Origin of the sequence: Martinezella lusitana (assembly GCF_900094565.1) — a bacterium.
Classification (GTDB): Bacteria; Pseudomonadota; Alphaproteobacteria; order Rhizobiales; family Rhizobiaceae; genus Rhizobium; species Rhizobium lusitanum.
In genome coordinates this window covers 11877-33937 of the sequence record NZ_FMAF01000020.1, presented here as the reverse complement: position 1 = coordinate 33937, position 22061 = coordinate 11877, and the positions used below count along the sequence as shown (strand labels likewise).

The 22061-nt window shown below is 60.5% G+C and carries 17 protein-coding genes; 5 read left to right on the top strand and 12 right to left on the bottom strand.

Annotation, left to right across the window (positions count from 1 at the left end):
• Positions 1-20: 20 nt before the first annotated feature.
• The 7 genes from GA0061101_RS27530 to GA0061101_RS27500 form a co-directional block, all read right to left on the bottom strand.
• Entirely contained in the window at positions 21-887 is an 867-nt protein-coding gene (locus tag GA0061101_RS27530) for an ABC transporter permease (RefSeq protein WP_047640313.1), read from the bottom strand.
• Positions 884-1837 carry an ABC transporter permease gene (locus GA0061101_RS27525; protein WP_047560090.1) on the bottom strand — a complete coding sequence of 318 codons (954 nt, stop codon included), beginning with the start codon at positions 1835-1837 and terminating at the stop codon, positions 884-886. Before GA0061101_RS27525 ends, GA0061101_RS27530 begins: the two co-directional genes overlap by 4 nt.
• Before the next feature lie 88 nt (positions 1838-1925).
• On the bottom strand, positions 1926-3455 hold the full coding sequence (locus GA0061101_RS27520; RefSeq protein WP_047640312.1) for an ABC transporter substrate-binding protein: 1530 nt from the start codon (positions 3453-3455) through the stop codon (positions 1926-1928).
• 157 nt (positions 3456-3612) lie between these two features.
• Positions 3613-4530, bottom strand: a complete 918-nt coding sequence (locus GA0061101_RS27515) for a LysR family transcriptional regulator (protein ID WP_037200970.1) — start codon at positions 4528-4530, stop codon at positions 3613-3615.
• Between the two features lie 15 nt (positions 4531-4545).
• Entirely contained in the window at positions 4546-5544 is a 999-nt protein-coding gene (locus GA0061101_RS27510; RefSeq protein WP_092575947.1) for a P1 family peptidase, read from the bottom strand.
• Between the two features lie 313 nt (positions 5545-5857).
• Complete coding sequence (locus GA0061101_RS27505) at positions 5858-6052, bottom strand: hypothetical protein (RefSeq protein WP_015338438.1); 195 nt, start codon at positions 6050-6052, stop codon at positions 5858-5860.
• A 510-nt stretch (positions 6053-6562) separates the two neighbouring features.
• Entirely contained in the window at positions 6563-9490 is a 2928-nt protein-coding gene (locus tag GA0061101_RS27500; protein WP_092575945.1) for an aminotransferase, read from the bottom strand.
• Positions 9491-9833: 343 nt separating this feature from the next.
• Here GA0061101_RS27500 and GA0061101_RS27490 point away from each other — a divergent pair, with 343 nt between their 5' ends.
• Entirely contained in the window at positions 9834-10391 is a 558-nt protein-coding gene (locus tag GA0061101_RS27490; RefSeq protein ID WP_092575942.1) for a cytochrome b, read from the top strand.
• A gap of 32 nt (positions 10392-10423) precedes the next feature.
• On the opposite strand, the gene purU is transcribed toward GA0061101_RS27490, so the two are convergent.
• The 4 genes from purU to GA0061101_RS27470 form a co-directional block, all read right to left on the bottom strand.
• Positions 10424-11308 (bottom strand): formyltetrahydrofolate deformylase, encoded by an 885-nt coding sequence (gene purU, locus GA0061101_RS27485; protein ID WP_092575939.1) that lies wholly within the window; start codon positions 11306-11308, stop codon positions 10424-10426.
• Between the two features lie 191 nt (positions 11309-11499).
• Entirely contained in the window at positions 11500-12525 is a 1026-nt protein-coding gene (locus tag GA0061101_RS27480) for an acyltransferase family protein (RefSeq protein WP_092575937.1), read from the bottom strand.
• Between the two features lie 38 nt (positions 12526-12563).
• Positions 12564-13808 (bottom strand): hypothetical protein, encoded by a 1245-nt coding sequence (locus GA0061101_RS27475; RefSeq protein WP_092575935.1) that lies wholly within the window; start codon positions 13806-13808, stop codon positions 12564-12566.
• A 205-nt stretch (positions 13809-14013) separates the two neighbouring features.
• On the bottom strand, positions 14014-15093 hold the full coding sequence (locus GA0061101_RS27470; protein WP_047556374.1) for a glycoside hydrolase family 5 protein: 1080 nt from the start codon (positions 15091-15093) through the stop codon (positions 14014-14016).
• A 195-nt stretch (positions 15094-15288) separates the two neighbouring features.
• On the opposite strand from GA0061101_RS27470, the gene GA0061101_RS27465 reads away from it, so the two are divergent.
• Complete coding sequence (locus tag GA0061101_RS27465) at positions 15289-16974, top strand: GumC family protein (protein ID WP_092575932.1); 1686 nt, start codon at positions 15289-15291, stop codon at positions 16972-16974.
• Between the two features lie 214 nt (positions 16975-17188).
• Positions 17189-19171, top strand: coding sequence for a polysaccharide biosynthesis protein (locus GA0061101_RS27460; protein ID WP_037197147.1), 1983 nt, complete (start codon positions 17189-17191; stop codon positions 19169-19171).
• Between the two features lie 60 nt (positions 19172-19231).
• Here GA0061101_RS27460 and GA0061101_RS27455 read toward each other — a convergent pair whose 3' ends face one another.
• Positions 19232-19984, bottom strand: coding sequence for a glycosyltransferase family 25 protein (locus GA0061101_RS27455; protein ID WP_245297586.1), 753 nt, complete (start codon positions 19982-19984; stop codon positions 19232-19234).
• A gap of 381 nt (positions 19985-20365) precedes the next feature.
• Here GA0061101_RS27455 and GA0061101_RS27450 point away from each other — a divergent pair, with 381 nt between their 5' ends.
• Together GA0061101_RS27450 and GA0061101_RS27445 are read left to right on the top strand one after the other, a co-directional pair.
• Entirely contained in the window at positions 20366-20698 is a 333-nt protein-coding gene (locus GA0061101_RS27450) for a hypothetical protein (RefSeq protein ID WP_092575923.1), read from the top strand.
• Positions 20699-20892: 194 nt separating this feature from the next.
• Complete coding sequence (locus tag GA0061101_RS27445) at positions 20893-22053, top strand: Gfo/Idh/MocA family protein (protein ID WP_037197150.1); 1161 nt, start codon at positions 20893-20895, stop codon at positions 22051-22053.
• Positions 22054-22061: the final 8 nt, after the last annotated feature.

Below are 22061 nucleotides of genomic sequence, written 5' to 3'. Positions count from 1 at the left end.
TATTCTCTTCGTGTCTGAAATCAGCGTGCCGCCTCGCGGGGGTCGAGAAGGTCGCGCAGGCCGTCGCCGAGCAGGTTGAAGCCGAGGACGGAGAGTGCGATGGCAAGGCCTGGCAGGAGGGCGAGCCACGGCGCGGCATGGAAATAGGTCTGGGCATCGGCGAGCATCCTGCCCCAGGTCGGCTCCGGTGGCGGCACGCTTAAGCCCAGGAAGGCAAGCCCGGCTTCGGTCAGGATCGCGAGGCCAAGCTGGATCGTCGCCTGCACGATGATGCCGCTCATGATATTCGGCAGCACGTGACGCACGGTGATCGAAAGCTGTGTATTGCCGATCGCGCGCGCCGCCAGCACATAGTCGCGGCTCCAGGCCTGCAGAGCAGAGCCAAGCGCCACGCGGGCAAACACCGGCACCATGAAGACGGCAATGGCCAGAATTGCGGTTGTCCGCCCCGTTCCCAAAAAGGCGCCGAGGATCATGGCCGAGAGGATGGGCGGCAGCGCGAAGATCACATCGCAGGCCCGCATGATCAGCGCCTCGAAAATACCGCGCCGCGCAGCCGCCGTGATGCCGATGATCGTCCCGAGCGTGCCGCCGATCGCAACGGCCGAGACCGAGATCGACAGCGAATTCCAGCAGCCGGCCATCAGCATGGACAATACGTCGTGGCCGAGCTGATCCGTGCCGAGAAGCCCAAAGCCGAAAGGCGGCTGCAGCTTGTGGGTGATCTGCATCTTCGCCGGCGGCACCGGCGTCCAGAACAGCGAGAGAATGGCGATGCCGACAAGCGCAAGGATGATGATCGCCCCGAGGATCAGGTTGGCGCGGCGCAGCCCGCGAAAGCGGGAACGGAGGGGGCGGGCGACGGTCGCGCTGTCGGTGACGCTCATCGTGCACCTCCAGCCCGAAGCCGGGGATCGATGACGAGATAAGAGAGATCCACCAGGAAGTTCACGACGATGACGAGGCCGGCAAAGAACAGCACGACATCCTGAAGCACGATGATGTCACGCTGGCTGAGCGCCTGATAGGCGAGCCGGCCGAGGCCGGGCAGGGTGAAGACATTTTCGATCAGCACGGCTCCGGCGACGAGAAAGGTGAATTGCAGGCCGAGAATGGTGAGCACCGGCACCAGCGCATTCGGCACCACATGTCCCCAGAGCACGCGGTTGCGCGACAGGCCCTTGGCAAGCGCCGTGCGGGCGAAATCCTCATGCAGTGTGTCGAGCACGGCCGAACGGGTGACCCGGGTCAGCACCGCCGCCTGCGGCAGGGCAAGGGCGACAGCCGGCAGCACCAGCGATTTCATCGCTGGCCAGAGCCCATTGCCCCAGCCGGGAAAGCCGCCGGCCGGCATCCAGCCGAGCGAGGTGGCAAACAGCAGCACCAGCAGCAGCCCCACCCAGAAACCCGGCACGGCAATGCCCATCTGCGAAAACAGCGCGGCGAGGATGTCGAAGAAGCCGCCGCGCCTGGCGGCAGCCGCAACGCCGAGGGGAACGGCGATGAGGACCGAAAGCACGACGGCAAGGGCGGCAAGCGGCAGCGTGACGGCCAGCCGTTCGGCAATCAGGCCGGCGACCGGCACGCCGTAGGTATAGGATTTGCCGAGATCACCCGTCAGCGCACCGGCAAGCCATTGGCCGTAGCGGACGATCAGCGGCTGGTCGAGGCCCATATCGTGCCTCAGCGCTGCAAGTGTCTCCGGTGTCGCGGATGTGCCGAGCGTGATCGCAGCGGGATCGCCCGGCAGCAGCGCCATGACCGCGAAGACCAGCAGCGAAACGGCGATCAGCGTCAGCAGGAGCCCGAAAATCCTACGGATGAGGAGTGCGATCATAGCATGTCCATGGCCGATCATGCCCGGCATCGAAATGGTTGGCGGCGGGCGAAACGATTCGCCCGTCCGCGCCTGCAGGCGAAAGAGGTCAGTCTTCCCAGGAAACGTTGGTAAGGACGTTCGAGGGAATAGGCTCGCTTTCCCAGAGGCCCTTCAGCTTCTTGTCCCAGACGCCGAGCTTCGGCATGACGAAGAGGAAGAGTGCGGGCACATCCTCGGCGAGAATGGTCTGCGCCTCCCCGTAAAGCTTGTTCTGCTCGACCGGGTCGGCAGTGAGCTGGATCTTCTTCATCAGCTCGTTGAAATCAGGGTTCTTGTAGTTGAAGTAATAAGGGTCGCGCGAATAGATATCGATATCAAGCGGCTCGGCATGAGCGACGATGGTCATATCGTAGTTGCGGCCGCTGAAGACGTCCTGCACCCATTTAGCCGGAAACTCGGTGGGCTCGATGTTCATCGTCACGCCGATATCGGCGAACATGGCCTGCATCACCTGGGCGCTGCGCGGCGCATAGGCCATCTGCGGTGTCTTGATGGTGAAGCTGAAGCCGTTTGGATAGCCGGCTTCGGCGAGCAGCGCCTTGGCCTTCGCCGTATCGTAGGGAAGCGTGCCCGTCAGGTCCTTGTAGCCGGGATCGTTCGGCGTGTAGTGGCTGCCGATCGCCGTGCCGAAACCGGACCAGGCGCCCTCGATGATCGTCTTGCGGTCGAGCGCCATCATCAGCGCCTGGCGCACGCGCTTGTCGTCGAAGGGCTTGCGCGTATTGTTCATACCGGCCACGACCTTCAGCTCGGTATTGCCGATCTTGGTCATCAGCCTGGGGTCGCCGTCGAAGGAGCTCATCAGCTCGGGTGCGGCGAATTCCGGAAAGGCGTCGACATCGCCGGCTTTCAGGGCCGCAGCTTCGGCCTGCGGGTCGGAAATGAAGCGGAAGGTGACCTTCTCGAGCTTCACGTCGACGGATTTGTTCCAGTAATCAGGGCTCTTGGTGAGTTCGACATGGTCACCCTTCGCCCAAGAGGAAAACTTGAACGGGCCGGTGCCGACGGGCGTCGTCTTGTCGTTGGCGGAGGATTTCGGTCCGACCATGACCGCAGAGGGCCAGCCGAGCCAGTAGAGCAGGCTGCCGGTCGGCGAGGAAAGATGCAGGACCAGCGTTTGCGGATCCGGCGTATCGATCGAGGCGATGGTCGCGAAGAAGCGCTTCTGCGGATTGACGGAATCCTTGCCGCGGGCGCGATCGAGCGCGAATTTCGCCGCTGCCGAATCGAAGGCCTCGCCATCATGGAATTTGACGCCGCTCTGCAGCTTGAACGTATAGGTCAGGCCATCGGCAGATATTTCCCAGCTCTTTGCGAGCTGCGGCACGATCTTGCCGCTTTCGTCGATGGCAACGAGCCCCTCGAAGATATTCTGCCAGGTGACCTGACCGATCGCGACGGGTGCTGCGATCGTCGGATCGAGCCCGGTCGGCTCGACGCTCATGCCGAGATTGAGCGTCGTCTTGGCAGCTTCCGCTGGCGTTAGACCAAGCATCAAAAGACCGGCGGAAAGCGCCGCACCGCAGGCGAGGCGGCGCGCAAAATCGCCGAGGCTCGGGCGTAAAAACGTGGTCATTTCAGTTCCCTTGCTTTTGTCCGCAAGTCCGGCTTCCCTTCCGGCATACGGTCTTTTCAAGATAGTGTCATCTCGCGGGCGTACACTCAATTCTGAAAATGTGTGCTCAGTGTAGCCGATATCGCTACACTGAATTCCGTCATCTACAGTATTTCGATCAATCCTGCCTCTCCTTGGCGGTCAGTTGCTGGCGCATGAAGCGCTCGATGAAATCAAGCAGCTTGCCGGCGGCAAAGGAAAGCTGGCGGTCGGGAGCGACGCACAGGTCGATCGGTGTCCTCACTCCCTTACCATCAGCGACCGGCAAGGCGATAAGCTGGCCCGCCGCGATCTCTCGCTGCACCGTCAGCGCCGGCAGCATGGTGATCGCAGCGCCACGCAGCACCAGCTCCTTCTGCATTTCCAGCGATCCAGTCTCGAATACCGGATCGAGCGTCAGCCCCTCACGCTCGAACAGGGCGTCGAAGGCTTGCCTCGCACCGAAGGAGCGGTCGGGCACGGCAAGCGCTTGCGCGGCGATTTCGGCCACAGTGATCTCCTTGCTACCCGCGAGCGGATGCGAGGCCGCGAGGATCACGTCGTAAATCAGCTCGGAGCGCAGGCGCACTTTGGTTCCCGAAAGCGGCGGCGCAAACAGCGTCACCGCCATATCGGCCTCGGCACTGTTGACGGCTTCGATGGCGCCGCGAGCGCTGGTGATGGTCACCTCGAAGCGAAGCCTCGGATAGCGCAGGCTGAATTCGGCAAGCGCGGGAGCGAGGATATTGGCGACCGCAGCACCATTGGCATAGATGCTGACGCGGCCGCGCTGGAGGCCCTTCAGGTCTTCGATCAACTGATGCACATGCTCGAGTTCGCGCAGCGTCCGGCCGGCGCGTGCGGCCAGCAATTCGCCGGCGGCCGTCAGCTTGACGCCACGGGCGCTGCGCTCCACCAGCTGCGTGCCGAAGTGATATTCGAGATTCTCGATCTGCCGGCTGATGGCCGTCGGCGCCACATTCAGGTTTTCGGCCGCCTGGCGCATCGAACTGGTGCGCACCAGCTCGTCGAAATAGATCAGCGCCCGGATCTGCATGCGCGAAACCTCCGGCTAGGCGACAGGCTTGGCGAAGCGATCCCGCCACGCGGGCTGCGTGCCGTCGATCGGCAGCGCCGTCGCCTCGTAAACGCCGCGGGCGATCGCGCGAGCCATGACGATGGCTGCGAGGTGGCAGAGCTCCATGAAGCTCGGCATGTCGTCGCGATCATGCTTGCCGGTGGAGGCCGCAAATATCGTATCACCGTCCAGCGGCAGATGCGTCGGCAACAGGGCGCGGGCAAAGCCGTCATGGCCTAAGATCGACAGGCGATGTGCCTCCGCCTTGGTCAGCCGTGCATCGGTAACGATGGCGCCGATCGTCGTGGCGGTGACATTGGTGCCCTTCAGCCGCAAGCGTGTATCAATGGTTTTCGGCATGCCGAGCCCGCCGAATTCGCCATTCTCCTCGAAAGGAGCGGCCCAGAAATGTGGGCCGTCGCCGATGGTGGCGGAGCCAAGCGCGTTGACGGCGACGATGGCGGCGATCCGGTATCCCTTGCTGCTGACGGCGCTGGCCGAACCGAGCCCGCCCTTGACCGTAGCCGTCGTGGCACCTGTGCCGGCGCCGACGCTGCCGAGTGCAAACGGCCCTTTGCCCGCAGCTTTGAAGGCGGCATAGCCCATATCGCGATAGGGCGAATGCAGGCCCCAGTCCTTGTTGCCGCCATTGATGAGATCGAAAAGGATCGCCTGCGGCGCAAGTGGCACCCGCGCGTCGCCGACCTGCAGGCCACGGCCGATTTCGCGAAGACCCGCCTGAACACCGCCGGCCGCATCGAGCCCGAAGGCGGAACCGCCTGAAAGAACGAGGCCATCCACCACCCCGACGGTCATGGCCGGATCCAGCAGCGCGGTATCGCGTCCGCCCGGCGCGCCGCCGAGCACTGTGCAGGAGGCCACGGCCGGTTCGTCGAAGATGATGGCGGTGACGCCGGAGCCGAGCGCAAGATCGGTGGAATGACCGACGGCGACGCCTTCGATATCGGTCAGGAGATTGAGAAGAGCAGCCAATGAAAAATCCTTCGCCTTTTGCAGCGCGAGGCTGTCATGGCGATAGGACCGTAAAGAGGATGAAAAGACAAGATGGGTTTGTTGGAGCGTCGGGGCCGACCCTCGTGGTTCCAGGGGCCTTCGGGCCACCTCACCATGAGGGCGGAGTGGCCTCGCGTGGAATGCAATAAAACCTGATTTCGAAGGCGAAAGCAGGATAGGTCCGGTTGATTCTATTGGAAAGATCAGCCCTCACCCTGAGGTGAGAGCGTAGCGACCCTCGAAGGGCGAGGGCGGGTGATTGGAATGTAAAAGTAGCGGCAAGGCCGATCCATCAAACGTGGATCGGCTTTGCCTGTTGGCGAGAAAGGAGATCGCGGATCGCGAGCTTCACTTCGTCTGCATTTCTGAAATGCTGCTCGTCCAGATCATGGACGTGATATTTCACAGCAATGAACTTGAGCCGATCCTGATCGGGAACGACGATGCCGACCGGAACGCCGGCGTATTCGATAACTTGCTTCTTCATAAATATACTCCCTCCGCACCGCTATCGGCGCAGACATGGCGAATTGACTGTTTGAATCCGGTAAGGGGACGAACGTCACATTCGACAGCGCGGGCTGGAGAGCGCGCCCGAGCGGTCATGGCCAAGCACGGACCGCCCAAGGATCGAAGCGATGGCTTTAACTTTCAGCATGTCACGTCCCTAGTTGGTGTTGTACTTGTTAAGGCTCCGATTCCAGAGCCGGTGATCCGATGTGCTATTGTCTACAATCTTAGTAGATAATAGCAAATACATCTCCAGAAACATATTCCGAAAGATGTCAAAATGTCGACGATCGGGGAAATATAATTCCGTACCTGGCTAATTGCGGGGTAGGTTGTGTCAACCTCCGCGCAACTTTCCGTAGTGGAACGGTATTGCCGATCACCGACAGACAAGTAGGAATGAACGAGAGATTCGGCAATGCCCCGGCGGCATTAAAATTCACCCGCCGCTAAATTACCCTAATGGTTAATGGCGCTGTTGGACGGATCAAAATCCGTCTCCAAGTACCTTTTCCAGCGCCTTCACGAAAAAATCGGCACTCTCGGCGGAAAGGCAGAGCGGCGGCTTGATCTTCAACACGTTCAGGTGATCGCCGGTCGGCTGCATGACGACCCCGAGATCGAGCAGGCGCTCGCAGATCGCGGCCGTCTCCTCGGTGGCGGGCGTCAGCGCTTCACGGTCGCGGACGAACTCCACGCCGAGGTAGAGGCCCATGCCGTGCACCGCGCCGATCAGGGGAAAGCGCTCCATGAGCGCGATCAGCCCCGCCTTCAGACGATCGCCGATGAGCTGGGCGTTTTCCTGCAGGTTTTCGTCCCTCAGAATGTCGAGAACCGTAAGCCCGACGATGGAGCTTACCGGGCTGCCGCCGGCAGACGAGAAGAAATAGCCTTCCTTTTTGAGCGATTCGGCAATCTCGCGGCGCGTGATGACAGCGCCGAGCGGATGGCCGTTGCCCATGCCCTTGGCGATGGTGATGATATCGGGCACGACGCCCTGGCTCTCGAAGCCCCAGAAGTGCGCGCCGAGCCGACCATAGCCCACTTGCACCTCATCGGCGATGCAGAGGCCGCCGCGTTGCCGCACGGCATCATAGACGCCGGCAAGATAGCCATGGGGCAGGGTGATGCCGCCGGCATTGCCGTAGACCGCCTCCGCGATGAAGCCCGCAAGGCCGTCGCCCTTTTGGTCGATGGCCTGCAATTTTGCGGCGACGTCGTCGAGATAATCGGGGCCCGAGTCAGGGCCCCGGAATGGGCCGCGATAGGTATTGGGGGAAATGACGGGATGGACCCAGTCGGGCCGCGTCGTCAGCGCCTGCGGATTGTCGGCAATCGAGGTGGAGACGGCGTCACTCGCGACTGTCCAGCCATGATAGGCCTCCAGCAGGCAAAGCATGTTTCTCTTGCCGGTATGCGCCCAGGCGAGGCGAATGGCCAAATCGTTGGCTTCGGAGCCGCTGTTGACGAGGAAGACGCTGTCGAGCCCCTCCGGCGCCAGCGTCGCCAGCCGCTCGGAAAATTCCGCGACGGCGGCATAATGGAAGCGGGAGTTGGTGTTGAGCCGGGACCATTGCTGCGCGATGGCCGCCGTCAGTCGCGGATGGGCGTGGCCGAGCGTGGTGACGTTGTTGACCATGTCGAGATAGCAGCGGCCCTGCATGTCGAACAGGAATTCGCGCCAGCCGCGTTCGATCTGCGGCGGGATCTCGTAATAATGTTTCTGCGGCTCGGCGAAATGCGCATTGCGCAAGGAAAGCAGTGAGGAGGAATCCGGCCGTGGCGCTTCGCAGGCGGCATTGAGCAGAGCGGCGGGCGAGGGGCAGACGGCAGACCATCCATCAGCCTGATCCGCTGCAGCAAAGAGCGGCGGCTCCAGTGTCGGCACACGGCAGAACTGCACGCGCAATCCGCCGATCGCCGATCCCTCGCTGCCGATCGTGCCCAGGGTCGCGCCCCGTTCGATGGCCGCGCCGTCTTCGAGTGCGGTGTCGACACCATCGAGATGCAGGCTGATCTCTTCGCCGACAAGGACAAGATGTTGCCCTTGACGCTGCAGAAGCCCGGGGAAGGGCGCCGCAACCGTCGCGCCGGCCGGCAGGCAGATGTCACTGTGCAGAGCGAAATTCCGTGGCGGCGCCATGCTGAGCGGAGCCGCGAGTGACAGGCGGAACTCGCCGTAGCGCGTTGCCGCCGCGCCGGAGGCAATCGCCGCCTGGGCAAGCAGCCGCCAGTCCATGTCAGGCTTTTGCCAGTTGCCATCGATAAAATCCGGCCCGGTGACGGAAAGATCGACAGCGACGATCTCTCGCGGATCGATATCCGGCAGCAGCGCCGACCAGCCTTCGGTCGCGATCGGGGTGACATCGAAGCCGATCGTTCGCAGGATCGCGGCCTCCATCACATCCGGTTGCGCACCGGTCGCGACATCGAAAATCTCGCGTTCGAAATCGAGATTGCCGCGCACATAGTCGTTGTCGGGATCGATGGCGAGCTGCTGTTCGGTGCTTGCGGCCAGGATGACGGCGCGCGCGACGATCAGGGGCCATAGGGCCTTGGCCTCGGCCTCTTCCAGCGGATAGATCGCATGATAGGCCCTGACGGCCGGAAGGATTTGGAAGGGATTGCCATCAGCGTGATGCAGCAGCGAGGCGCAGGTGACGGCGAGATCGCCGACCAGCCAGCCCTGGATGATATCGCCGAAATCGATCACGCCATCCGGGACGAGCTGACCATGCGCATCAGGGTGGCTGACGACATTGTCGTCGGTGACATCGTGATGGACGGGCTGCACGCGCAGCGCGCTCGCGAGCGGCTGGATGCGCTTGACCGCCGCCACCATTGCCTTGGCGATGCGGTCGCGCGCCTCATGGTCCGTTATGGCCGACAGGAGCTGCACGGCGACCGGCCCGGCCCGGCGCAGGTCCCATTGCAGGTTCCGGTGAAGGCCGGGATGCTCGAAATCGGCGAGGTCGCGTGCGAGCCGGGCCGAAAGTGCTCCGAGACCGGCGGCGGCCGCCGGTGAGAGATGTTTGCGCCGCGTCAATGTCTGCCCGGGGAGAAAACCGAGCAGCCGGACGAGATAGTCCTGTTCGCGGATGGTGATGGTGAGAATGTCGCGACCGTTGAGTGATGGCACGACATCGGGTATGCGAGGTGCATCGGGCTTGCCGTGCAGGTGGCGGATGGCGGCGTTCTGCGCTTCGAGCTCGACCAGCTCGTATTCGGCCCGGCATATCTTCAGCACATAGGCGTTGTCGCCGGCATCGATGCGATAGTTTCGGTCCTGCTGGCTGCCGAGTTCGCTCAATGCTCCGCTGAGGCCGTAATGCGTCTGCAGGATCTCGGCTGCGTCTTCCGGCGTGATATCCGGTCTTTGCAGTTGCATACGGTTCACGAGCGCGGCGTCAGCCATGGCATCCCCCCGGACGGTTCATTTGCGTCGACACTAAACCATTCCATCCTAAAGAAAATCACCGAAAACAGATAGGGTGATCGAACATAAGTCGGAAGATAGGCTTCGCGCGGCTTCCGCCCAGATGTCGACCTCAGTCGAATAGCTGCAACCGGCCCGCGTCTCGCCGGACGATTTCCATCGCCTCGCTAAGGGTTTTCGCCTTTGGCACGACATCAATCGCGCTTCGGATTGCGGGCGTCACAGCTCGCGAGAAGGTGAATTGACAAGCCTTCAAATCAGCCAGGTTCCGGACGATCAACCCATTTGCGCCGAAATCCCATGACCACCGGAGAACCAGCATATGCCGAACACTACCGAGGCCTCGTCCGATACGCCAACACTCCGATATCGACCGTCGCAGCGAATCCTGCACTGGACTATGGCCATTGTGATCATCTCAGCTCTTGGCCTTGGCCTTTATTGCTCGTATCTCGTGCCGGGCTCCGCGCTTCGCCGCGGCCTTCTCGATGTGCATAAATCGCTCGGCATGACGGCGCTGGCGTTGATTGCAATCCGCCTGCCGCTCAGGTTTTCTTTCGGCGAGCCCGCATATCGGCAGCCGCTCGACGCCCTCAACCACTATGCGGCGCGGGGCGTGCATATCCTGCTTTATGGGCTGATGATCCTCATGCCGCTCGCAGGCTACACGACCTCCGCGGCCGGCGGTCACGACCTGCCGTGGTTCGGGCTTTTCCAGTGGCCTAATCTCCTGCCGCTCGACAAGCCGCTGGAGAGAATGGCCGCCGAAATCCATGAATACGGCGCCTATTGCCTATATGCGATCGTCAGCTTGCATGTCGTGGCAGCCCTCTGGCACCACCTCTTCCGAAAGGATGAGGTGCTGCGGCGGATGCTGTAATCGGGAAAGGCCGTGGATCGAACGATCGGGGCTCACCCCATCCGTTCGGATGCATAGCTTCCCGGGCTTGCCGGGAAGACGATGGTGCGGTTGCCGTTGAGGAAGGTGCGGTAGTGGATATGCGCATGGATGGCGCGGGCCAGCACCTGGCTCTCGACGTCGCGGCCGATCGAGACGTAATCGTCGGCCGACTGCGCATGCGTGATGCGGGCCGTGTCCTGCTCGATGATCGGGCCTTCGTCGAGATCGGCCGTCACGTAATGCGCCGTCGCCCCGATCAGCTTCACGCCGCGCTCATAGGCCTGCTTGTAGGGGTTCGCCCCCTTGAAGGACGGCAGGAAGGAATGATGGATGTTGATGATGCGGCCAGACATCTTCTGGCACATGGAATCCGACAGGATCTGCATGTAGCGGGCCAGCACGATCAGTTCGGTGCCGGTCTGCTCGACCACCTCCATGATCCGTGCTTCCGCCTGCGGCTTGTTGGCCTTCGTCACCGGAATATGGTGGAAGGGGATGTCGTGGTTGACCACGACTTTCTGGTAATCGAAATGGTTGGAGACGACGCCGACGATGTCGATCGGCAGCGCGCCGATCTTCCAGCGATAGAGCAGGTCGTTGAGACAATGGCCGAAGCGCGAGACCATCAAGAGCACCTTCATGCGCTTCTTGCCATCATGGATCTCGGCCTCCATCTCGAACTTGGCGGCGACCGGCTTGAAGCCTTCGACCAGCGCCTCCAGGCCGACCCCTTGCTCGGAGATGAAGGAGACGCGCATGAAGAACTTGCCGGTGTCGAGATCGTCGAACTGGCTGGAATCGACGATGTTGCAGCCCTGGTCGGCCAGATAATTGGCGATCGCCGCAACGATCCCGCGCGTCGACTTGCACGATACAGTCAGTACATAGTTCTTCATGTCTCTTCCCTCGTAGAACGGCTCATCGTCGCCGCTCGCTTATCGCAATCAGCACTCAGGGAAAAGCTCCCCGATCCGAACGTGGGACAAAGCTTATGACAGGCGGCGGAAAACTCCGTTCCCATTGCGCCTTTAAGCCGCGTATCCCCGTCGTCTTGAGAGCAGACGCCAAAAAATCTGATAGGAGGCGGTCAAGCGGCGACCGCGCGCTTCCTCTTCCATTTCCGCCAGCGGCTGGGTGTCGTCAGCTCATGAATGATGGCGCCGCCAATTGCCGAGCAGATGATGCAGCTGACGATGAAGACCGGAGGACTTGTCAGAATCTGGATGTTCAGATGGACGCAAATGATACGTAGAAATGCGAGCGTGAAGGCGTGGGTGAGATAGATGCTATAGGAGGCATCGCCGAGATAGTTCAGCGTCGCGATGACCGGAAGCTTCGAAAAGTCGATCGACACGGCCGAATACAGGATGACGATCGCCGGGATGCCCCACGTATAGGCGCGGGTGCTGGCGTCGCAAAGTGCCTCGTTGATCAGCAGAAAGGAGAATCCCACCACCAGCGCCGGCCAGGCAACCGCCTGCGGCAGCAGGATCTTGTCGAGATAGAGCTTGGCGAGAACCACGCCTGCCAGGAATTCGTAGATGATCGGGTCGCTGTAGAATTTGGCCGCCGTCATGCCGCCCGGCATGAAGCGGCAGACGAGAATGATCGTCGTCATCGTCGCAAAGAGTGCCGCAATGCGATATTTTTCGCGCACGAGCAGCAGCAAGCCGAACACGAAATAGAAGAACATTTCGTAATTGAGCGTCCAGCCCGGAACGACCACCGGGACCGCCATCGTCGGATCGGCGGGATTTTTCCAGGGAAGGAAAAAGAGCGAGGCAATCAGATGCGGAAGATCGAAGACCGTCGACTTCAATAATGTCGGAGCGAGAAGTGCCACGCTCGCTGCGAACAAGGTCGCCAGCCAGTAGAGCGGCACGATGCGCTGGATGCGGCGTCGGTAGAAATCCAGCGGACGTATTTCACGCCCGGCAGTGGTGAGCCACATGACGAAGCCGCTGAGCACGAAGAAAATGTCGACGCCGGTTTCGCCGGAAAGGTAGAAATCCGTCTGGAAGTCGGGCTGGACCTTCGACACCTGTAGTATCGAATGAAAATAGACGACCATCAGCGCGGCGATGGCACGCAGATACTGCAACTGAACAAGCATCTCGATCCTCACGCGGCCGTTGCCGACGTGAATGGTCGTCAGCCCGGCACTCTACTTTCATTTAGGTTTTCCGACTGCACCCGAACGGCGCGCGGGTTGTCGGAAACACGCATGTAACCGACGAGCAGCCAGAGCAGCCCGGCGATCTTGATGGAAAAGATCGCCGTACCGCCGATCATCATATTCAGAAAAATGAAAAGAGAGAGTGAATGCGCACAGCGTCTTTGCGCCGCCGTCCTTCCGGCCGGATAGAGGCAGACGAAGAGCCAGAAGACGATGAGGCCGAAAATCGTCGATCCGTAGATGAGATAGACATAGCCGCTGTCGGCAAATTCGCCGATACGCGAGATCGACAGGCCGAGCATTGCCTGGATGTCGAGGTCCAGCATCTTCTTGATCGTGACCCCGATGCGCCCGGTGAAATTGTCGCCAACCTCGTCCGGCTTCATGAAATGCACGAAGAAGCCGATGAGGATAATGACCGGCATCAGCGTCAGATTGAATGCCTTCGGGATTTTCGGAAACAGAAAATAGCCTCCGATGCTGACGCAGGAAAAAATCAGCATCGTGCGGGTGTCATTGGTGAGCAGGATCAAAAGCACAGTCGAGATGCACAGCGCCTTTTCAAGAAGGGCGAGCTTCGGCCAGAAGGAGAGCAGGTAGATGACGATGACGCCGCAGAAATTGGCGAGCGACACCTGTTCCAGGAAGATCGATGACGAGCGGTGATCGATGAGGCCGAAGGAGAAGCGCCCCTGGAAGCCGAGGGCATTGGCGAAAAGGCCGGTCGAGTTGAAGCTCACCTGCTTGATGCCGCGCGTATTCTCGAAATATTCGCCGGGATGGAACAGGCTGACATAAAAGGGCGTGCTGACGATTTCGCAGACGAGAAACAACAGCACTGCTATGCAGGCGATCCGGAAAGCGAGCTTCACCGTTCTCTCGCTCGCCCAGCTGCCGATGCCGGCAAAGGCGAAGATGATCAGAATGTTGCGGAACTGGTCGATGAAGGTCAGGCGGTTGAAGACGATGATGTAGATCGTGATGACCAGCGCGAAGCCGAGAAACAGGACGATCGGCAGGTCTTCCTCGTAAATCCCCTTCTTCAGGATGAAAGCCACGCTGGAGATCATCATCAGACCCTCGCACAGCACGACGTGCGAGATCGAGAGCGGCATGATGTTGTGGTTGATATAGGCGAGGATGCAGTTGTAGAGCACCGAAAACAGCGTGATCGCCAGGATCGGATAATCGATACGCTGTTTGTCTGTGAGGCTTCTCATCTGTCGTCCACGACTGCCGCATGCTTTGGCTGTCACAACGATAGCAGTCCCGTGATTCGTGACAAAGCGCTAACCGCTGGAGCAATTCCGGGAAAAGCGCGTAGCGGTTTTCCGTCCGGATGTGCTGGAAAACAAGGAACTGGAGCGGCTCAGACTTTCAGTGAAAAGCCGAACCACCTTGCTCCGGTCGCGGAAGTTCAGCCGATCAGCCGGCCGGCTTGACGGCTGTGCAGCCAGGCGCCAAGGGTGTTTTCTTGCCGACTGCCGCCGTGATCGTCTTCATTTGCGGCCGGTCCTTGCCGTTGCGTGGCTGCACGTTCATCGGCTCCTCTGGCGGCCACCATTCGCCCGCTGCCCAATAGCTCCAGCCGAGCCAAACATCGCTATTGTCGGCCATGATGCCGAAAACGGCCTTCAACCCGTCGAGGCAAGGCTGTGTGCCGGGCACGCCGAATTCGCCAAGAAAGCCGCGCTTGCCGTTGTTGCGTAGCCAGTCCGTGACATCGAGCAATCCCTGTCGCGCGCTGTCGCTGCCATCGCATGCCGGATGCGTCCCGGAACTGTCTGCATCGAGATACTGATGGAATTCGAAGGCGTAGAAATCGAGCGGATCTTTGACCCCAAGCATGACGGTGCCGTTGGCGCCGCCGCCCAGCACGTCGGTAGACCAGCTATGCGCCCCCGTCCAGTTCGTGCCGGGTACGAGAATGAGGTTGCGTGCCCCAACCGTGCGGATGCTGCGAATGGCCGTATTGGCCGCCTCCAGCCAGTCGGGCGCCCTGATGTCGTGCGGCTCGTTCATCAGTCCGAAGATGACGCCCTTGCGATTGGCGAATTCGATGGCGAGTCGTGCCCAGAAATCGCCGAAGGCAAGATCCGTTGCCGGTGCTTGCGTTACCTGGGTCTTGTCGTAGTAGCCGAAATTGTGTGGGTCGAGAACCACGGCCATGTCGTGCTTCTGGATGAGGTCGACGGCCTCCTTCAAGCGCTGCATTTCCGCTCTGTCGAAAGGCTGGCCGAGCACAGGCTGCAGCCGCTCCCAGCGGAAAGGCAGGCGCACGACGTTCATGCCCTTGCTCGCGAAATAACCGACCGTCTCCTCGGATGGGTAGGTGTAGTTGACATTGGCCACGCCGTCGCGCTCGCCGTACTCCGCGCCGGAAAGATTGACACCCCGATAGCAGAGCTGCGTCGCGGCAAAACCGCTGTCTGCCTGCACCGCTGCGGCCAGCATGACCGTCCCGGCCAGCAGGCGGCGCAGAAATTCCGTCATCGATCCCGTCATTGCACGTTCCTGTTGTCCACGAGAATACGTCGCTCTCATAAGGGCTACGGTATTGAATAATGATGAAGGGGCGGACCGAACCGGCGCCTGCATGGCGACTTCCTGGGAGTGTCCTTAATGTTCCGTTAGCCAAACATTTCTAAACTCTCGGCATCTGCTGCGTGGAATCGGCCTGCGGAGCATTGAAAGTCTGACATGAGCTCAATGGAACAAAGCAGGAGAGCGAACCGACTTGCGGGTTGGCGCGGTACGCAGCCGTCTGACGCGCAGCGCGACGGTCTGCGTCTGCGCAGTCCGGTATTGCGTCCGCGCGACTTCGTCGCCGAAGCAGAGGCCGACACATCATCGGAACCAGTCGATCAGGCCAGCAGCAACAACTCCGCGCCCAGGCAGATGCCGGACCGGCACGAGCTTCAAAAGGAAGCGACGCCGCCGCTAACTGTCGAGCCGTTGGCTGTCGCCGCCGCGCAGCTCACGGAACCGGCAACCGTTGCCGTACCGCCGGTCGCTCCGCAACCGGGGCCGATACCTGCGGCAGATACGCCATTGATCGATCTGCGCTCCGCCATTCGCTCGATCTGGGCAAAGAAGTTTCTGGTTCTCGCCTTGGCGGTGGTCTGCGCCGTGCTGGGCGCTGCCGTTATTCCGCTCATCCCGCAGAAATTCTCGGCCGAGACCAGTCTTTATTTCGATCCTCGGCCCAACGGAGGCGCCGATTCCTCGCAGCAGGCGCCGACGGCTCCCGAACTGATCACGACGATGATCGACAGCCAGACGCAGATCCTGTCTTCGGGTAGGGTGTTGGGCCGCGTCGTAGACGCCTTGAAGCTCGATCAGGATCCGCAATTCGATGGCGGCGCCACCGGCGAGGCAGCGAAATACATAGCGACGGCAACCCTGTCGAAGGCAGTGCAGATCGCTCGCGAATCGAGCACCTATGTCGTAACAGCGAAGGTGACGACGCGCGATCCGCAGAAATCGGCAAAGATCGCCAACCAGCTCGTTTCCTCCTTCATCGAGGAAGAGAGCGGAGCTGCTGCGAAGAGCTTCAAGACAAGCAACAGCGCGCTGGACAGCAGGCTTGACGATCTGCGCCAGCAGGTGCTTTCAGCTGAAAAAGCGGTAGAGGCTTATCGCGCCGACAATGACATGGTTGCTGTCGAGGGCAATCTGATCTCCGACAAGCGCCTGACGGCGCTGAACGACATGCTGGTGACCGCCCAGCAGAGGACGATCGAGGCCAAGGCGCGGGCGGATGCGGCCGGCAAGCTGAGCTTCGAGGATGTCGTCGCCAACAACCCCAGCAACCCTGCCGGCGGCACGGCATCGACGGCGCTGAGCAGCCTGCGCCAACAATATGCGACGCTTGCCGCCAATGTCGGCAGCCTGCAGAGCCAGCTGGGTGCCCGCCATCCCCGCCTGCTCGCGGCGAAATCCGCGCTGGAAAGCCTCGCCGCGGAAATACGGAGCGAATTGCAGCGACAGATGACATCGGCGCGCGCCGACTATGAGCAGGCGCAGGGGACCGAGCAGGATATTGCCAAGGAGCTGGCGGTGCAGAAAGCATCGCAGGTCAATACGTCGGGCAAGCTCGTCGGTCTGAACGAATTGCAGCGCAAGGCCGCCGCTACCCGCGATCTCTACGAGTCGCTTCTCAAGCGATCCGGCCAGAGCAGCGATGCGCAGGACCTGTCGCAGAGCAATATTCGCGTGATTTCCGAGGCGGAACCGCCACTGACTGCGGATGGTCCGGCTCGGAAAGTGATGATGATAGCCGGATTGATCGCCGGCGCAATGTTCGGCGCAGGTCTTGGCATGACCTTCGCCATTCTCCTCGGCCTGTTCCGGCATCCCGTGATCCGCAGCTATCTGGCCAAGTGAACCTTATTGATCTTTTTCCGCCTTCCGCCTCTTCAATATCGGGGATGCAATTGTGCGCCGGCTGTTCTAGATGTAAATCGGCGCTGGGAATGATTGAATTTTACTAATGAAGGCATGATGCAATCATCATGCGTCATGTGGCTACATTGTGAGACGATCTATGCGAGAGAAGCGGTGCGCTGTTCCGATGACCGGCGCCAGGGGAAACTGACCAATGGTGCCCGCGGATAAGCTCGTTCTGCCGTTCCTGGCACTGCCGCGCTCCACCAAACGTGCGCTCGCGCTGTTGGTCGACGCCAGCCTTTGCGTGCTGACGGTTTGGTTTGCCTATTGTCTGCGCCTTGACGATTGGGTCATTCTGCAAGGCGTCGAATGGCTGCCGGCCATCGTCTCCCTCCTTGTTGCCATCCCCATCTTCATCGTCCTTGGTCTCTATCGCGCCATTTTCCGATATGCGGGCCTTTCGGCTTTCGTGACGGTTCTCAAGGCGGTGGCCATCTACGCGCTGGCCTTCATGACGATTTTTACCGCGATCAGCGTGCCGGGTGTGCCGCGCACGGTCGGCATCTTGCAGCCGCTGCTGCTGCTGATCGCGATTGGCCTGTCGCGCATGTGGACGCGCTATTGGCTCGGCAATGCCTATCAGCGGCTCTTGAACCGCAATCAGCTCGCAAAGGTGCTGATCTACGGCGCCGGCGCTTCGGGTCGCCAGCTCGCGGGCGCTCTTGCCAACAGCGCCGAGCTGAATGTCGTCGGCTATCTCGATGACGATCGCAACCTGCAGGGCAGCATCATGGGCGGCCTGCCGATCTATGATCCGACCGACCTGCCGGCGCTTGCGGTTACCAGCGAGATCAAGGGCGTGCTGCTGGCCTTGCCGAACGCGACGCGGCAACGCCGCAACGAAATTCTCGAAGATATGCGCAAGGCTCGCGTCACCGTGCGCACCATGCCGGATTTGACGGCGCTCGCGCAGGGCCGTGTCGCAGTCTCCGACCTGCGCGAACTCGATATCGAGGATCTGCTCGGCCGCAACGTGATTGTCCCCGACCGCGCGCTGATCGAGAAGAACATCCGAGGCAAGGTCGTCATGGTGACCGGTGCGGGCGGCTCGATCGGCAGCGAACTTTGCCGCCAGATCCTGAAGAACGGCCCATCCTCCCTGCTGCTGGTTGAGCAGAATGAATTCGGGCTCTACGCCATTCACGGTGAGCTTGAAAAATCGGCTGCATCCGCAGAACCCGCCGATGTCCGCATCATCCCCTTCCTCGCATCCGTCCGGGACGGCCAGCGCATCAGGCAGATCATGGAGGCATGGCGGCCGAAAACCGTCTATCACGCCGCCGCCTATAAGCACGTGCCGCTTGTCGAGTACAATCCCGCCGAAGGCATCCGCAACAACGTGCTGGGCACGTTGATCACGGCCCAGGCGGCGCGTGACTATGGCGTCGACGATTTCGTCCTCATCAGCACGGACAAGGCCGTCCGTCCCACCAACATCATGGGCGCGAGCAAGCGGCTGGCGGAGATGGTGCTGCAGGCGATGGACGCCGGTCGCAAACCCGGTGTCGCCAGCACCAATTTCTCCATGGTCCGCTTCGGCAACGTGCTTGGCTCATCCGGCTCGGTCGTGCCGCTGTTTCGTCAGCAGATCCGCGACGGCGGCCCGATCACGCTGACGCATCCCGACATCACCCGTTATTTCATGACCATTCCCGAGGCCTCGCAGCTGGTGATCCAGGCCGGTGCGATGTCGGGTGGCGGCGATGTCTTTCTGCTTGATATGGGCGAGCCGGTACGCATCGCCGATCTAGCCCGCCGCATGGTGGAATTGTCCGGTCTGACGGTTAGGGACGAGGATGAGCCCGATGGCGATATCGAGCTGGAGATCACCGGCTTGAGGCCCGGCGAAAAGCTTTTCGAAGAATTGCTGATCGGCGACAACCCGCAGCCGACGAGCCATCCGCGCATCATGCAGGCCAAGGAGGATTTTTTGGCCTGGCCGGAACTGTCGAAGCGACTTACGGCGCTGGAGGCGGCGCTGGATGAGAACGACATACCCCTGGCACGGACAATGCTGCAAAAGCTGGTGTCCGGTTATGCGCCGAGCAGTGAAGTTGTCGATCTGGTTTACCGCGAACGTGAAACGGACCTCGCCGTCGTTCAGCCGAATCTCGACAACGTCGCGCCGCTGTAGGGCAGTTCCAGGAAAAGTGCGCGGTGGTTTTCCGTCCGGAATTGCGCAACCGCTCCGACGTCAGCGTTCGCTGATGCTGACGCCCGTTTCCCGCTTGACCTTGATGGCATAGCGCCAGCGATGCAGCTGATCGCATGTGCGGAACCAGTGTGCGGTTGCCCGCAGCAGGAAATGTCGCTTCACGGCGCGATAGTGCACGCGCTTGCCGATCGTCGTATCTGAGCGGTACGGGCTGAAATCCGCAATATTTTCGAGCGTTGCAAATGTCTCGACGCCGGTGGACCAGCCGCGCTCAAGAGCGACGTCATACGGAAGGAGCATGGGCTTCAGCGTAATGAGCAGCTTCTTGGCGGCCTTTCGATTGACGATGTAGCAGGCGGCGGATCCTTGTGGGCCGTGCATGCAGCGTCCGACAATATCGTTTTCGGCGGTCTCCGAGATCGGTTTGAAGCCGACTAGGCGATGATTGACCAGCTTGACGAGGCGTGCGCCATTGACACACTCCATGGCGGCAATCGCACGCGGGATCAGCCTTTCGTTCAGCTCGACGTCATCCTCCATGATGATGGCCATCTTGTCGCCGCTGGCGACGAATTGCTGGAGGGCAAGCAGGTGGCTGCGATAACAGCCATATTCGCCGGGCAGCAGCTTGCGGCCGTTATGGTAGATGAACGATTTCTGATGAAAATCGGCGCGATCCCTCTCCGCGACCGTACGACCGTCGATAGCCGGAATTCGCGTGATATTCAGGTCGTAGTCCATGGCCTGCCCGCACAATCTCTCCCAGCGCTCACGCGAGCGATCGAGATTGATGACATAGATGCGAACTTGCTGCGCGCTCTCGGCAACAATGAAAGGATCGCCGGTCGGAGGAATACGACTAATCCGTTCGAGAATGACTGTTACTCCTACAAACAGAAATCGCGTTGGCGGGAAATGAAGAATGCAAGATCTATACTATATAACATGCTTATCACTTGTCGCAAATGCCTGATGCACGTGGATGTTGCATTTTGAGATAAAAGCATTTTGTTTGGTGTAACGTCTCGTGAACGGTTCCCTGCCGGGATGGATATTGCCCGCCGGACGCGATTTTGCGGACCTGCCCGTTGGCGCCCGGCATCCGCCTCACTATATCTGATTGACGCGGCGCACGGTCGTGGCGTCCGCATCGGTGAAGGACGATAGCAATTCATGTGGATCAGATCGAAAATCGTCATTGTTGCTCTGTTCCTCGCAGGCCTCATGCCCGCGACCGGCTTTGCCGACAACCCACTTCTCCCTAAGCCATATGTCCGCCCCGTCTACCCTTACAAGAACCTGCCTGGTGTAACTGAGCCCAAAATGGCGGCCGACGAGAAATTTCAATGCCGCACGACCACCTTATATCCGGATGACTTCATTAGGGGCTATTTCTACCGAGGCCTCCCGCGCCTGGGTTATGTTTGCGAGCAGGACGGCGTTACTTCCAGCAGCACCAGAAAGCCGAACTACCAGTATTGGCAATATAACGAGCCTGACAGATAACGCCATTGCCATGCCGAAATAAGCAGCAATGCGATGAAATGAGGCGCAGCATCTTCCGATAGGGCTGCGCATTTTTAGGCGGCCATCTGAAAATAAATTTCATGTTTTCGAGTAAATGCGCGAACGTCGTTGACGAATGCGAAAATTTGTCCCAATCTTACGAAAATAAATTACGTAGTGGGAACTGAAAAAGCATGCGAGTTGGAATCATTGGGCTGGGATTCCGCCTGGGATATCTGGGCTATGTCTTCAAGGCGATTGATGAAAGCTTCGAGATCGCCGGATATGTCGATCCGGAGCCGGCGGGTCTGCCGGGCTTGATCGAAAAGGGCATTTCCGCCGGAAAGGCCTATGCCACTCCGCAGGAGCTGATCGCCAACGAAAAGTTCGATCTGCTGATGATCGGTTCGCCGAACCATATGCACCTCGACCATATTCGCATCGGGCTTGAGGCCGGCCTCAAGATCTTCTGCGAAAAGCCGATCGTCACCACCATCAAGGACAGCATCGAGCTTGCCCGGCTGATGGCGAAATATGGCCATGAGAGGCTGATGGTCGGTCTCGTCCTGCGCTATTCGCCCATGTATCGCGATCTGCTGGTCGCGCAGGCCGAGGGAAAGCTTGGCCACGTCGTTTCCATCGAGGCGTCCGAACATATCGAGCCCTATCACGGCGCCTTCTTCATGCGCGACTGGCGCCGCTACGAGCATTATTCCGGCAGCTTCATGCTGGAGAAATGCTGCCACGACCTCGATCTCTATAATGGCGTGGTCGGCGCGCGCCCGGAGAGGGTCGCAAGCTTCGGCGGGCGCAAGAGCTTCATTCCGGAAAACGATCCGGCCAGGGAAGGCATCAACGACCTAGAGCTTTTCCATCGCAAGCCGAGCGGCTGGATGGGATCGGACAAGGTCTTCGACAGCGATGGCGACATCATCGATTACCAGGTGGCGATCGTCGAATACGCCAACGGCGTCGGCATGAACTTTCACACCAATCTCAACGTACCGGACCAGTTCCGTCGCTTCGCCATCATGGGTTCGCGCGGCATGGCGGAAGGCGACTTCATTCGCGGCTATTTCAACGTCCATGAGATGCTGACCGGCAACAAGGTGGTCGAAAAGACCTATGCGACGCGCACAGCGCTTTCGCAGCACTACGGTGCCGACGAGCAGATGGCGGCCGATATCATCTCGCATGTCAAATCGGGGCAGCACCTGCCGGTCTCGACCTTGAATGCGCTGGAGGCAGGCATCCTGGCGCTTTCGATGGATGAGGCACGTATGAAGCGAACCGTCGTGGATCTCCGACCGATATGGGACGAGTTCGACGAAGCGCTCTATTCACGAGCAGCCTAGGGAGGGGC

Coding starts and splice junctions, on each gene's coding strand:
- GA0061101_RS27530 (WP_047640313.1), bottom strand. CDS start 887: ATGAGCGTCACCGACAGCGCGACCGTCGCCCGCCCCCTCCGTTCCCGC.
- GA0061101_RS27525 (WP_047560090.1), bottom strand. CDS start 1,837: ATGATCGCACTCCTCATCCGTAGGATTTTCGGGCTCCTGCTGACGCTG.
- GA0061101_RS27520 (WP_047640312.1), bottom strand. CDS start 3,455: ATGACCACGTTTTTACGCCCGAGCCTCGGCGATTTTGCGCGCCGCCTC.
- GA0061101_RS27515 (WP_037200970.1), bottom strand. CDS start 4,530: ATGCAGATCCGGGCGCTGATCTATTTCGACGAGCTGGTGCGCACCAGT.
- GA0061101_RS27505 (WP_015338438.1), bottom strand. CDS start 6,052: ATGAAGAAGCAAGTTATCGAATACGCCGGCGTTCCGGTCGGCATCGTC.
- GA0061101_RS27500 (WP_092575945.1), bottom strand. CDS start 9,490: ATGGCTGACGCCGCGCTCGTGAACCGTATGCAACTGCAAAGACCGGAT.
- GA0061101_RS27490 (WP_092575942.1), top strand. CDS start 9,834: ATGCCGAACACTACCGAGGCCTCGTCCGATACGCCAACACTCCGATAT.
- purU (WP_092575939.1), bottom strand. CDS start 11,308: ATGAAGAACTATGTACTGACTGTATCGTGCAAGTCGACGCGCGGGATC.
- GA0061101_RS27480 (WP_092575937.1), bottom strand. CDS start 12,525: ATGCTTGTTCAGTTGCAGTATCTGCGTGCCATCGCCGCGCTGATGGTC.
- GA0061101_RS27475 (WP_092575935.1), bottom strand. CDS start 13,808: ATGAGAAGCCTCACAGACAAACAGCGTATCGATTATCCGATCCTGGCG.
- GA0061101_RS27470 (WP_047556374.1), bottom strand. CDS start 15,093: ATGACGGGATCGATGACGGAATTTCTGCGCCGCCTGCTGGCCGGGACG.
- GA0061101_RS27465 (WP_092575932.1), top strand. CDS start 15,289: ATGAGCTCAATGGAACAAAGCAGGAGAGCGAACCGACTTGCGGGTTGG.
- GA0061101_RS27460 (WP_037197147.1), top strand. CDS start 17,189: ATGGTGCCCGCGGATAAGCTCGTTCTGCCGTTCCTGGCACTGCCGCGC.
- GA0061101_RS27450 (WP_092575923.1), top strand. CDS start 20,366: ATGTGGATCAGATCGAAAATCGTCATTGTTGCTCTGTTCCTCGCAGGC.
- GA0061101_RS27445 (WP_037197150.1), top strand. CDS start 20,893: ATGCGAGTTGGAATCATTGGGCTGGGATTCCGCCTGGGATATCTGGGC.